Consider the following 13,825-nt stretch of genomic DNA (forward strand, 5'->3'; position numbering starts at 1 on the left):
CAGCGTGCAAGCTATAGCTTCCTTTGTACTATTGGGTCACCGTACAGGTGGCAGTTAGACAAATGTCCCGGGTCGATAGAACGCAGCTTGGTTGGTACCTTGGTACACGTTTCATGTACACGGTCACAACGAGCTTGGAAACGACACCCTTCAGGGATCTCTAACAGGTTCAGAGGGTTGCCCGGAATACCCGCTAGTTTTGTCTTTGGCCCTGTCAGTGGAGGGAAAGAACTTCCCAGCCCTTTGGTATAAGGGTGGTAAGGGTTTTCTAGAATATCTTGAGCATTGGCAACCTCGATAAGCTCACCTGAGTACATGATGCCGATACGGTCAGAGAACTCGACCATCAATGACAAGTCATGGGTGATGAACAGAATCGAGAAGCCAAACTCTTCTTTTAGTGCATAGATCTTTTGTAGGATTTCGCGTTGAACAACCACATCAAGTGCGGTCGTTGGCTCATCCATGATGATCAGCTTTGGATTCAGTGCTAGAGCGATAGCGATAACTAAACGCTGACGCATGCCACCAGAGAATTGGTGAGGGTAGTCACTCAATCGGCTCGGGTGAATATCTACGATTTCAAGTAGACCTTCAGCACGTTGTTTAGCTTGCTCACGAGTCATGTTGGTGTGACGCATGATTACGTCACAGAACTGCTCTTCCATCGGTAGAACTGGGTTGAGTGCGTTCATCGCGCTCTGGAATACCATCGACATCTCACTCCAACGGAACGACTGCATACGGTCATCACTGTATTCAAGGATGTTCTCACCGTTGAAGATAACCTCACCACCACTGATGTAAGCGGGCGGCTTATGAAGACGCATGAGGGAGAAAGCGACCGTTGATTTACCACAGCCAGATTCACCAGCTAGGCCGAATACTTCACCTGGAGCGATGTCGAAACTTACGTTGTTACACGCACGAACATCGCCAGACTCTGTGATGTAATCCACGCATAAGTTGCGGATAGAAATTAGTGGTTCAGACATGATTATTTATCTCCGCTCCAAAGTGCATTTTGTGGTGGTAGTTCTGGTTCACGTTCTTCTTTGTCTTGTGCTGCTAGTTTCTTCCAACGCTTCATGCCTTTGTGAGAACGCAGTTGCGGGTTAGCAATTTCATCGACAGCGAAGTTAAGTAGAGCAAGACCAGTTACAAGTAGTGTCAATGCGATACAAGGAGCCAACAGTTCCCACCAAGCGCCAATCAGCATTGATGAAGAGGTTTGAACGTTGTAAAGCATGATGCCCCAGCTGATTGTGTTCGGGTCACCAAGACCTAGGAACGAAATCGTTGCTTCCATCATGATTGCGTACATCACCGAACCGATGAAGCTCGCGCCAACGATAGAGATAAGGTTTGGAAGAATCTCTACGAAGATAATACGGAATGAAGATTCACCCAGAACTTCAGCGGCTTTTACAAACTCTTTTTCACGCAGTGCTAAGGTCTGGGAACGAACAACACGCGCGCCCCAAGCCCAGGACATAAAGCCGATAACCAAGGTTATGGTGAGTGGCCCTGCCTCACCGATAAAGGCTGCTACTACGAACAGTAATGGGTATTGAGGGATTACCAGCATGATGTTCATTGCTGCTGTTAGAACGTCATCGACACGGCCACCGAAGTAACCTGCAGAAACACCAATAACCGTTGCCAGTAAACATACGGTTAGACCCGCACCAAAACCTACAGCAAGAGATACGCGTGCGCCGTATACCACTTGAGACCAAACGTCACGACCCATACGAGTTGTACCTAGTACGTGGTCTGCCTTTTTAGACATGATCAATGTACGACGGTCGTCTGCAAAGTTTTGAGCAACCCAGCCATCAGGGTTAGTTTGTGCAGACTTCACCACGAAACCAGGGTATTCATGTGGGTTGCCTGTACGCTTGTCTGGTACGTGTTTAGTGATCAATGGAGCTGCAATAGCGCCAAGAATAAAGATACTTAGGATGATGACGCCTGTTAGGGCCATCGGGTTACGCCAAATGAGTTTTAGAAAGTCTTTCATGATTATTTACCACCCTTACGAAGACGAGGGTCAAGAACAACGTAAAGCATGTCTGCAACTAGGTTAAAGAACAGCATGAATAGCGTCATGATAAGCAGCTGACCTTGCAGTACTTGGTAGTCACGAGCGTTAATTGCGTTGAAAAGTACGCTGCCAAGACCTGGGTAGTTAAAGATGATTTCGATAATTAACTGACCACCGATTGCCATACCTAGCGACATTGAAAGGGCTGTCACACTAGGTAGCATCGCGTTACGAGCTGCGTAGTTGAATACCACTCGGTTCTCGCTCAGGCCTTTGCCTTTCGCCATGGTGATGTAGTCTTCGGCTAGTAGGTTGATCATGTTGTTACGCATGTTTACTAGGAAGCCACCAATTTGAACAACAGAAGCACAGAACAGTGGTAAGAATGCGTGGTAAGCGACATCTTTGATGAATGCCCAGCTTGTCCAATCAGGTATAGTACCTGCGGTGTAGGCATACCCTGTTGGGAACCACTTCAAGCCAATTGCAAAGGTAAATAGTGCAATCATCGCAATAACAACCTGAGGAACAGCTTGTAGAATCAGCATCCCTGGAGTTACGAAGGCATCGTACTTACTGCCGCGTTTCCACGCTGCGAAAATACCTAGGATTGAACCAATCGAGAAAGAAAGAATAACTGCGGTGCCGGCTAAGAAAAGCGACCAACCGAATGCTCCACCCAACAGTGTGTTTACAGAAAGTGGGTAGAATTGAATTGATGTACCAAGTTCCCAGCTAAGAATGTTCTTCATGTACGCCACGTATTGAACTAAGTAGCCACCATCAACGAAGCCTAATAGTTCTTTCATTGCAGCAATACGCTCTGGAGTAACTTGTACAGAAGCGTTCGCAAACATCATGGTAACTGGGTCACCAGGCATTGCTCTTGGAATAATAAAGTTTAACGTCGCAGCAACTAATAGCGCGACAAAATAAAATGACAAACGTCTTAAAAAATAACCCATAACTCACACCTTACTCACCCAGATTGTTTCCCTGTTTCTGGATTCAGGTCGCTCCTAGCGAAATTTGGAACGAAAAATCCCCTGACGACTAGCGCCATACTTTCAATTGAGAGTGTGGGGATTTTTATAAGCGGCGTAAGAGGTTACGCCGCAAGGATTGAACGATTACTTATTTAACTGGTTTTAGGTCCAGTACATGAAGTAGACGCTCTGGAATACCAGCCCAAATGTTTGGACGGCCTTTTGGATTTTCTTCGTTCCACCAACCAGTGAAGCGAGTTGTGTTGTATTGGTACATGTAAGCACCAGACATCACAGGGATTGTCACTTGGTCTGCAGCGATGATTTGCTGGATACCGTGTGCAATGTCTAGCTGCTCGTTCTTATCAGCTGTTTTATAGAAGCTGTTTAGAAGACCATCTAGCTTGTCGTTTTTGTAGAAGTGCATTGCGAAACGAGGCATACCATCACCAGATTGTAGTGATGAGTTGTAAGCACTGTTCCAGTACGTGTATGGATCCGCACCGTGGAAGTAGTTTGTGTATGCTACGTCGTATGTACCTTCAAGCATTGCTTGATTGTAAACAGAGAAGTCAGGTGTACGAGCTTTCGCTTTAATACCGATTTCGTTTAGTTGCTCTACCGCAAGTTGAACTGTGTTGTTGAAGTCAGTCCAGCCGTTTGGCGATTGAATCATTAGTTCGAAAGATTTGCCTGATGGAGTGTCAACAAAACCATCTTTGTTTACATCTTTGAAGCCAGCGTCAGCAAGAAGCTTCTTCGCGCCTTCAGCGTTGTAAGTGTTGAAGCCTTTGTATTTGTCGTGAGTTTTTTCATCAGACCAAGCTTCAAACGCGTAGCCAAGACCCGATGCGAAATCGTTCACAGTACCGCCACCGTAGAATGCGATGTCGATGATAGTTTGGCGGTCAAGAGCCATAGAGAAAGCACGACGGAATTCAACGTTGCTCAATGCTTCATGCTTCGCAGCATCAGGGTGCTTGAAGTTAACGATGAATGCTTGTGTACCTGCTGGCGGGTACCAGTAGTGGTGTTTAGGGCTTGCTGCAGCGTATGTACGATCGATATCTGGAACGAAAGAAGACGTCCAGTCCATTTCACTGTTTACAACTTTACCTAAGAACTGGTCGTTGTTCGCAATTTGTGGAACACGTAGACAGTCAACATCTAGGTTGTCTGCATCCCAGTAGTTCGGGTTAGCACACTGGATGTATAGCTGAGCTGTAAACGTATCGATTTCTGTAAATGGACCAGAACCTACCGGGTTCTCATTGGTAAACGTTGATGGATCTTTAACGTCTTTCCAGATGTGCTTAGGTACTACAGGTACTTTAGCAATCTCGTAAGGTACGTTTGAGTTTGCTTCTGTTAGTGTGAACTTAACTTGGTTGTCGTTCAGTTTTTCTACAGAAGTTACCCAAGAGTTGATACCAGATTGGTCAAGCTCTGGCTTCTCTTTTACAAGGTTGAAAGAAAAAACAACATCATCAGCAGAGAAAGTTTCTCCATCAGACCATTTAACACCCTTACGAATGTCGAAAACAACGCTCATCAGATCATCTGACATTTTGAAGTTTTCAGCTAGACGGAACACCGGAGTGTTACCGTGCATTTCGTTAAATACTACTAAAGGCTCGTACATGAAGTCAGTTGTAGTATGTAGGTTAGTAGCACCAAGGTACGGGTTAAAGTTACGTACGAATGTAGTGTACTCTTTCGGGTGAACGGTCAGTTCGCTGCGCTCTGCAGCTGTTGCTACTGATGCAAAACCTGTTGTAGCAGTTGCAATAATTGCTGTTGCTATTGCTGTTTTTTTTATATTGGCAAGCATAGCTGTTCCTTACTATTTGCTTTCATTTCACTAATGGATTGAATGTTATCTGTCGCTAATTAGTTAGTAGATACACACTCTAGTTAAAGGCCTACCTCTTCTTCGTTGCTCCAGATTCATCTTTGATTCTGAGAAGTGGTAAGAGTGGCCTGTAGGCCTTTGGCAGGAGTAAGAAAACACCTTATCGATGAATTAATCAAACTCGTTTCCCGTCAAAAACGTTAAAAACACACAGCGCCACGTCATTAACGTCAAAATGGCTTGCTTTGGTGGTTTTTTGTGCGCAATTGTTAAGGTGATGTGACTCGCATTTGGTTTTGTGGTGGTAGCCTTTTGTAAGTGATCACTAACCTTTTCGGCTTTTAATTATCGATGCTTATCTTGCTGAGGTGTAATTGTAGATCTCGGTCACTTACCTATCTTACGTTAAATTTTTCTAGAAAATTAAATCTGCCGTTCTGTTGTGACTCGCTTCTCAAACTGCAACAAAGAGCCGGAGGAATGTGAAATTCAGCCAAGAATAAGGCTCAAAATAGTAACTGAACTGGTGATTGTTTAAGATTGAGTAACGTGTCATTTTGCTTGTTTAATGCCGTAAAAGAAGTGTGTTTGAATCGACGTCATTGTCCTTTGGTCGCGTACGATATTCACAAAAAAGCCCACGCTAGGTGGGCTTCATTATTTACAGTAGCTTGAGCTTACTTCAGAGCTAACTGGTCAGTAGTTTTTGTAGCTTATCCCTTAGGGTCTCAATATGAGTTCTTTCAGGTGTCTGTTCTTTACAGTGCTCAAGTATAAACTCGATAGAGCTCAGTACCGTTCGCCAGCGAGGCGTTTTCGGTAGAGTTTCTACACGTAGATATTTGTCTAGCGTTCTAGTTTGCAGGGTACTGCGGTCTAGGTAGACGCGCCACAAGCCACTCTTCTCTGCGAAGGCAAACTTGGTTTCCCCTGTAACAGACTCCCAGTAGATGATGGCATTTGTCATGACATCGACCAGCACTTCACGCATCAGCTCTTGTTTGTTTTTACCTTCACCGGTTGCTTTATCTGCAAGGCGAGTAAATTCTCCGCCAAGCTCTTTCAGTTGTTGAAGTTTATCTTTGTCACCCTCAAAGGCGTAGCTTGAAAGTGCCTCAACCGCCGTTTCAAGGTTATTGACTCGGTTTGAGTTAACCCCACCACCAACATTAAAGATATACATGGTGTCGAGCCCTGAGCCTTCAGGTAGCTTAAGGATATCACTTGGTATGCGCTGACGAGTGTCGTCTATATAGATGTCAATATCACCACAGTAGTGAGCTTGTTCCACCTTAAGGTATTTAGGCGCAATGATCTCATCGGCCATAGAGCGTTTAAGCTGCTCTTGCCCGCGCCTAAATAGTTTTGCTGCAGCTTCGTTGGCAAATCGAATTCGTTGGTCATCACGAATACAGATGATGGCCTCAGGGGCTGATTCTAGCTGCTCTAGCAAGCGCCCTTGAGTTTCTAGCAGGTTCGCTTCAACCATGGCTCTGTGTTTAAGCTCCAGTTGCAATTGAGCATTCTCAAGACGTCTTTGTTCAGCTTTACTTGCTGATAAGTGAGCCGTAATTCGCGCCGCCAGCTCTTGTTTGTTGAACGGTTTAGACAAGTAATCGTTGGCACCAGCTTCAAAGCCACGAACACGGTCTTCTGCTTGATTAAGAGCTGTGAGCATGATGATTGGCAACTGTGCATGATCGTATTGCTTACGCAGTGCTTCACACACCTGATAGCCACTCATACCTGGCATCATAATATCGAGCAGAAGTAACTCTGGCTTCTCTTTCTCAATCAGTTCAATGGTTTCAGGGCCGTCACATGCGGTGCGCACTCGATAACCTTCCAATTTCAAGAAACTGTCTAGCACGCGTAAATTTACTGGTTCATCGTCGGCGATAACCAGTAACGGACCGTCTGGATCTTCACTGATAACACTATTTTCTTGTTGGCTGTTATCAATTAAATCTGGCGCTTGGAAGTGCGAATAGCTTCCTGAATCACTGTAGTTATCCAATTCTTCTTGGGTGGCTAAAGGCAGGGTAAAGCTGAACGTCGTGCCAAGCATTGGTTGGCTACTTACGTACAGTGAACCGCCCATCAGTTCAATCAGTTGACGACTTATCGACAACCCAAGCCCTGCACCTTGGCGATAGTTACTTGAGTCTTGTCCTGCTTGAATCAGTGGTTCAAAGATGTGTTCTAAGTATTCAGCAGGTATGCCTTGGCCTGTATCAACAACTTGTACACGAATGTTCTCGTCGATAACGCTTGCTGAGATAACAATTTTACCTTCTGATGTGTACTTGATGGCATTGCCGACCAAGTTATACATCACTTGTTCTAATCGTTGAGGATCGGACGAAACCAACCCTAAGTCACTGGGTACTTGGTTAATAATTCGGATTGGCTTATTGCCCAACAGATGATGAGACAATTCTAGTACCAAGCTGGTAGCAGCAGATAAATCAACAGCAGATTTATTTATGTCTAAACTGCCGTAGCGCATTTTGTGGTAATCAAGTAGATCATCGACCAGTGTTGCCAATCTCTGGCCACTATTGATGATGATATCCAACTGGTACTTCTGGTTGGCAGGAATAGGACCGTTTGCACCAGATATTAGCGCTTCAGCGATACCTACCATGCCATGTAATGGCGTTCTCAATTCGTGTGATGTTGTTGCTAAGAATTCATCTTTAAGTTTGTTGGCCAGTTGCAACTCTTCATTTTGTTTTTGAATGGTCTTAAGGTTGTCCTCAAGCTCATCATTTTGGCTCTTAATGAGCAGCATCTTTTCACGAATCGAACGTTGCATTCTTTCGAAGCTTACTGCGAGGCGGCCTATCTCATCTTTTCGTTCGGTATTAATCATGGTTTCATCAAGGTCACCCGCAGAGACTTTCTCTGCTGCCCATGTGAGCTTGAGTAACGGTGATGTGATGAAGTTAGACAGATAATGGGATGCGACAAATACAAGAATAATCGCCGTCAACATCACGATCACAAAGATCTTTTCTAACTGATGAATACGGGCAAACGCTTCTTTCTCTGGAAGCTCGACGACGAGTGCCCAAGTCGCATATTTGAGCTCAATTGGAGTATATGCAGCGATGATCGCTTGATCCTGAGCGTTGTCGAAGGTGCCAACGGCCGTTTCTCCTGCCAGAGCTTTATCAACAACATCTAAACTCAGATTAATCGACTCTTGTGAATGGGCAAGGCTACGTGGCAGATGATCATCGCCGACAAGCAAGGTTTGAATATTCGAACTCTTGTTGAGATCGGCAATAAGCTTAGTAATACCATTGATGGGTAGTCTAAACATGGCGTAACTGTGTAGGTAGCCCTGTTGAACGATAGGTGCGCCTAACCATGCGGTCTGTTTACCATTTTCGTCTTTAAAGTCAGAAACGATAACCGGCGTGTAGTCTTCGTTGGATTTGCGTTTGTCTTTTACGTCCTTTTCCAGGCGTTGAAAGGTTTTGCCGAGGTTTGCATCTTTGTACTTACCTGTCAGCAAGTTGGTGCCGTAGTCATCGCGCTTAAAAACTGAATAAGCGATGTTGCCGTTAATGTCGACCAATAAAATGTCGTCAAAATCAGAACGCTTAAGCAGCTCCAAATAAGAGTTGTGGTAGCGCTTGTGAAGTAGACGATAGCGCTCGCTGCCAATAAAGCTGCTGGATTCAGGGAGAATCGATGTTTTGATTTGATCGCCCGATCCTTGAATGTAGCGTTGCTGCGCATTAGCGCGTGCTTCGTCAATGTCTAAGCCGAGGCGTTGGAATGCATTGATCAAACCATAGAATCGTCCGCCACTGGCATTGGCAAGCTCTGAGCGAACAAAACCCATCACTTGGGATTCTTGAGCTTGTAGGTAATCGACAATTTGCTGCTGTTTAGTATCACGGACGGAAACAAGGTGCGAAGTACTTTGTTCCTGAAGATCCTGACTGTGCGATTGGAGGAAAAATATCGCGATAAGTGTTACTGGGGTAATACTAAGGACAAGAAATGCCAGCATTAGGGTATTTTGAAGGCGCTTAAACTTCTGCTTACGATAGAATCTAAACATAAATTGGGTACTACTTTCCTTTGATGTACTGCTTGAAAGGGATGAAAACAAGTACAGAGAATAGAATTAACGGGTTCCAATTTAACGAAATTAACGAGTTTTTTTACTTTGACAAGTAAGTGGTATTTAAAGCGTGTGCAAAAGCTCATTTTTATGGGCTTTTGATAGAAATATGAACAGACAGCGCAGATATTGACCCTGCGCTGTGTTAGATAGGCTATTTGCTTGCGTGATAGATCGCGAATTTGGTGGTCTTATTTAGAGTCGCGCATTTTCCAAAAGCTTGCTCAATAATTGGAATGTATTTTAAAAAACTGTTCGCAACAATAATCATCTCACCAGAACGCTTCATGTGGTTAGGAGCCTGAGCAAGTAAGGTTTCAGTCGCACTGTAGCTTGTATCCAAACCAGAATGGAATGGTGGGTTACTGATGATGAATTGGTAATCTTTTGATGTGTCAGAGTAGACATCTGAGGCGAAGATATTACCTGTTAAACCATTCGCTTCTAGCGTTGCTTGGCTAGACGCCACGGCAAATGCACTGATGTCGCACATTTCCAGTTCGATATCAGGGTGACGAGATGCCATTACCGCGCCCAATACGCCTGCACCACAACCGAAATCCAGTACTTTACCTTTCAGTTTTGGCAGGGTATCAAGTAATAGTTGGCTACCAACATCAAATTGACCATGACTGAAGACGCCTGGAAGACTTTTCACGGTTAGTGATTGCTCACCAATGTTAACCGTGTAGGTTTTAAACCACTCTTGCAGGTTGAAGGCTGGTGGTTGCTCGAAGCATTGACCCCAGTAGAAAGAACAACGACGCGCTGAATCGTATTTCACGACTTTGCCGTAAGGAGTGAACATCTTCTCGATACTTTTAACACCAGAACGATTTTCGCCAACTACGACAATTTCGGTATCTTTACCTAACTTGGCAAATAACATCGCCAACAGAAATTCCGCTTCCGCTTTGGCCTTTGGCCAGTACAGCATCACTAAATCGGCCTTGGTCTCTTCGGTAAACTCCGCACCATAAAAACGTTGGATGATGCTGCAGCCTTCTAATTGACGGTAGTAGCTGTAATTAGAAGTAAACACGGTGACTGATTCACAATGTTTCGCTAATTCAACAGGGAATAAGTCTTCTGCCTCACCTGCAACTAAAACATGTTTGCCTTCAAAGTAGGCGAGTTGACGTTGAGCAATTTGGCTTGGGGCAATATAAGCTGACATAGGACACTCTATTGAATCGTTAGCAAAAAATGAGGGCGGATTTTCGCATAATCCGCCCAAAGCTTGAAGTGTTTAATACGGGTTCGGCAACCAAGTTGCTGAACAGTTGATCAACTCTTGTCTTGCTGGTTTAAAAAGTCTTTAAACTCTTCATCGTAAATATTGAAAAGAACGATAGTAATAGCAAAGATCAGTGGGCCGTAGATAAGACCAATTAGGCCAAAAAGTTGAATACCACCCAACAGTGAGAAGAAGATCATTAGGGTATTCATGCCTGCACTGCCTTGCATCAACAGTGGTCGCAACAGGTTGTCAATTGAGCCAACAATCGCGACACAGTAAACCGTTAGGAAAATTGCCCACGTGGTATCGCCGGTTAGGAACAAGTAGGTTGCGGCTGGGATCCAGATTAGAGCAGTACCGACAACTGGGATGAAAGAGGCAAAGCCCATCATAGTGCCCCAGAACAACCCAGGGAAACCAGCAATCCACATACCTAAACCACCCGCAAAACCTTGCGCTATTGCGGTTAAGAATGAGCCCATAACTGCAGACTTAGAAACTTGCTCAATCTCGGTTAGAAGCTTGTCTTCTTGACTACGAGATAGTGGCAGAATATGACGAACCACACTGATGATTTTGTCGTGATCTCTTAGTAGGAAGAACAGAACAAACAGCATCAAGAAGAAATCCATCAAGAAATTGGTCGCATCACCAAGGATTTTTGCACTGATACCAACCAATTTTGAACCAAAGCTGGTCGCAAATTCACCGACTTTCTGTGCGATGGCTTGAGGCTCAATGTTGTCGAAAGGCAAGTAGTTATTCACAAATGACAGCGCTTTGACCACTAATGGGTGTGCAAACAGAGTCTGAATACCGCCGTGGGTCACCCATTGGTAGGTGTTCTGAGAGAACAGAGAGCCTTGCTGAACAATTGCTGCGAATACTGCCAATAAAGGGATAACAATAATGAAAGTCAGAATCACACAAGACAGCAGAGAGACTACGTTCTCTTTATTCGGTATCTTCTTTTCAAGCCATTCGTGAATTGGAAACATCAGCAACGAGATGATGAATGCCATTACTATGGAATTTACATAAGGCTCGATAAGCAAGTAACAAGCATAAGCCGCCGCAAGTAGGGCAATGATGATCACCCAGTGGCTGGTGTTGATTTTGAGTTTTTCTGACACGTTAATGGTCTCTATATTTGCGTTCTGAGTTTATAATGGCTGCAAAACAGAGAGTTAGCAATGAGGAGTTTTGATAATGGGATGCTGTAATAAAGATAAGAAATGCCAAGACGAAGAACAGCAAATAAAAAAAGAGATCCCTTGGTTCAGAATGTTCCTAGGTACGCTGATGTTGTTGGTTTTTCTTTTCTGGGAACGTTAGACGTTTTTAGTTCAGTTTTAGCCTTAATCGAAGGGTAAATAATCTGTCATATTTGTGGTTAACGAGCGTGATGTATTAAAAAGGGCTGCATCTAATGCAGCCTAAATTCAATCGGTTAGCGACTTATAAAGTGCTTTCGATTATTTGCTTTCAGCAGCAATGATCGCAAGAGAGCGGTCAGCAGCTTCTAGTGTTGCATCCAGTTCTTTTGAACCATGAGCAAGAGAAGTAAAGCTTGCTTCGAATGCTGAAGGTGCAAGGTAAACACCGTGATCTAACATTAAATGGAAGAAGCGCTTGAAGCGTTCTACATCACACTTAGTTACATCTTCGTAGCACGTTACTGTTTCTTGGTCTGTGAAGAAGAAACCAAACATACCGCCAACTTGGTGAACTAGCATAGGGATGCCGTGCTTGTCAGCAAGTTGCTTGAAGCCATTTGCCAACTGCTTAGTTTTAGACGCTAGACGCTTTTCGTTGCCTTCTTCTCTTAGAAGATTCAAACATGCGTATCCAGCAGCCATTGCAACAGGGTTACCTGAAAGCGTACCTGCTTGGTAAACAGGCCCCGTTGGTGCGATGTATTGCATCACGTCTTTACGACCACCAAAAGCACCTACTGGCATGCCGCCGCCAATCACTTTACCAAGACACGTTAAGTCTGGCTTGATGTTGTAGTAAGCCTGAGCACAACCTTCAGCAACGCGGAAACCTGTCATTACTTCATCAAAGATTAGCAATGCACCTTCTTGATCACAGATCTCACGTAGACCTTCGTGGAAGCCTTCTACTGGTGGGATACAGTTCATGTTGCCCGCGACAGGCTCAACGATGATACACGCGATCTCACCTTTGTTTGCTGCGAAGATTTCACGTACTGAATCTAGATTATTGAAAGTTGCAGTTAGCGTTAGTTTCGCAAAATCAGCCGGTACGCCTGGAGAGCTTGGTTGACCTAAAGTCAGTGCACCAGAACCTGCTTTTACAAGTAGGCTGTCTGCGTGACCGTGGTAACAACCTTCAAACTTAAGGATTTTGTCACGACCAGTAAAGCCACGAGCGAGACGAATCGCACTCATTGTTGCTTCTGTACCTGAGCTCACCATACGCAGCTGTTCCATTGATGGAACCATCTCAGATACAAGTTCAGCCATCTTGATTTCAGTTTCGGTTGGAGCACCAAAGCTAAGGCCGCGTTGAGCTGCTGCAATAACAGCGTCACGAATAACAACGTGGTTGTGACCAAGGATCATTGGACCCCAAGAGCCAACGTAATCGATATATGCTTTACCATCAGCATCAAAAATAAGTGGGCCATCAGCGCGTTCAACGAAGATAGGAGAACCACCTACGCCATTGAATGCTCGAACTGGAGAGTTTACGCCACCAGGAATAGTTTGCTGTGCTTTTTCGTACAGCTCTGCTGATTTGGTCATTGATATATCCTCTTTTGACTGTCGGACCAATTGGCACGCATTGTACCTATCCGGAATCCAACTAGGAATGCCTTCGCTGATATAATCACCCGAATCTGGTTGTTTTGTGTGGTTACGCGTTTTAATTGTCAGATATTAGCGAGTTTACAGCAGTAAAAGGAACGATCCTGTGGTGAATACTTGAACGTTTCAGTCAGGTATTAGATAATCACCAGAATATAAGAAAATACTCAACAACTATGGTCTCGATTTAGATTTGTATCATGTTGTTTTTGACACAGGTAAGAGAGGTTGTCGTGAGCGAAGTAAATATCCCATTGTCCTTTTCTGATGCAGCAGCTACCCGCGTACAAACGCTAATTGCTGAAGAAGAAAACCCAGAGCTAAAACTGCGTGTATACATTACAGGCGGCGGTTGTAGTGGCTTCCAGTACGGCTTCACATTTGATGAAAAAGTAAATGATGGCGACACTACCATTGTAAATAGCGGTGTGACGCTGGTTGTTGACCCAATGAGCCTACAGTACTTAATGGGCGGCATGGTTGATTACACTGAAGGCCTAGAAGGCGCACGTTTCTTTGTGAACAACCCGAACGCGACAACAACATGTGGTTGTGGCGCATCATTTAGCGTTTAGCGTGCACTGAAAGGTAGCTTGAACGGAAAGCTACATTAGAAATATTTTAAACGCCGAGCCAATGCTCGGTGTTTTTGTTTGTAAAAAATACACCATACAAAACAGACAGTAAGTCGACTTATTCTAGGCATGTACGCCAAGGTTAATTTG

At 44.5% G+C, this 13,825-nt stretch carries 10 protein-coding genes; 2 read left to right on the forward strand and 8 right to left on the reverse strand.

The genetic code is table 11. The features are described 5' to 3' along the window. Positions 1–11: 11 nt before the first annotated feature. The 7 genes from AB6C75_RS00945 to AB6C75_RS00975 form a co-directional block, all read right to left on the reverse strand. Complete coding sequence (locus tag AB6C75_RS00945; protein ID WP_372106441.1) at positions 12–995, reverse strand: ABC transporter ATP-binding protein; 984 nt, start codon at positions 993–995, stop codon at positions 12–14. A gap of 2 nt (positions 996–997) precedes the next feature. Continuing rightward, positions 998–2,023 (reverse strand): ABC transporter permease, encoded by a 1,026-nt coding sequence (locus AB6C75_RS00950; protein ID WP_372106443.1) that lies wholly within the window; start codon positions 2,021–2,023, stop codon positions 998–1,000. 2 nt (positions 2,024–2,025) lie between these two features. Then, positions 2,026–3,012, reverse strand: coding sequence for an ABC transporter permease (locus AB6C75_RS00955; RefSeq protein ID WP_017059409.1), 987 nt, complete (start codon positions 3,010–3,012; stop codon positions 2,026–2,028). Between the two features lie 169 nt (positions 3,013–3,181). Then, positions 3,182–4,864, reverse strand: a complete 1,683-nt coding sequence (locus AB6C75_RS00960) for an ABC transporter substrate-binding protein (protein WP_009847561.1) — start codon at positions 4,862–4,864, stop codon at positions 3,182–3,184. Between the two features lie 709 nt (positions 4,865–5,573). Beyond that, positions 5,574–8,963: a response regulator gene (locus AB6C75_RS00965; protein ID WP_372106445.1), complete on the reverse strand. Its 3,390-nt coding sequence runs from the start codon at positions 8,961–8,963 to the stop codon at positions 5,574–5,576. Between the two features lie 217 nt (positions 8,964–9,180). Next, complete coding sequence (gene rsmC / locus AB6C75_RS00970; RefSeq protein ID WP_372106447.1) at positions 9,181–10,203, reverse strand: 16S rRNA (guanine(1207)-N(2))-methyltransferase RsmC; 1,023 nt, start codon at positions 10,201–10,203, stop codon at positions 9,181–9,183. Positions 10,204–10,313: 110 nt separating this feature from the next. Further along, on the reverse strand, positions 10,314–11,399 hold the full coding sequence (locus AB6C75_RS00975) for an AI-2E family transporter (RefSeq protein ID WP_009847558.1): 1,086 nt from the start codon (positions 11,397–11,399) through the stop codon (positions 10,314–10,316). Positions 11,400–11,475: 76 nt separating this feature from the next. Between AB6C75_RS00975 and AB6C75_RS00980 the strand changes: the two genes are divergently transcribed. Beyond that, entirely contained in the window at positions 11,476–11,601 is a 126-nt protein-coding gene (locus tag AB6C75_RS00980) for a hypothetical protein (protein ID WP_009847557.1), read from the forward strand. A gap of 140 nt (positions 11,602–11,741) precedes the next feature. On the opposite strand, the gene hemL is transcribed toward AB6C75_RS00980, so the two are convergent. Next, complete coding sequence (hemL, locus tag AB6C75_RS00985) at positions 11,742–13,037, reverse strand: glutamate-1-semialdehyde 2,1-aminomutase (RefSeq protein WP_012604713.1); 1,296 nt, start codon at positions 13,035–13,037, stop codon at positions 11,742–11,744. Between the two features lie 296 nt (positions 13,038–13,333). Between hemL and erpA the strand changes: the two genes are divergently transcribed. Next, positions 13,334–13,675 (forward strand): iron-sulfur cluster insertion protein ErpA, encoded by a 342-nt coding sequence (gene erpA / locus AB6C75_RS00990; protein WP_004734539.1) that lies wholly within the window; start codon positions 13,334–13,336, stop codon positions 13,673–13,675. The last annotated feature ends 150 nt before the right edge of the window (positions 13,676–13,825 follow it).

The organism is Vibrio sp. 10N.237.312.B06, from assembly GCF_041464685.1.
Taxonomy (GTDB): Bacteria; Pseudomonadota; Gammaproteobacteria; order Enterobacterales; family Vibrionaceae; genus Vibrio; species Vibrio tasmaniensis_A.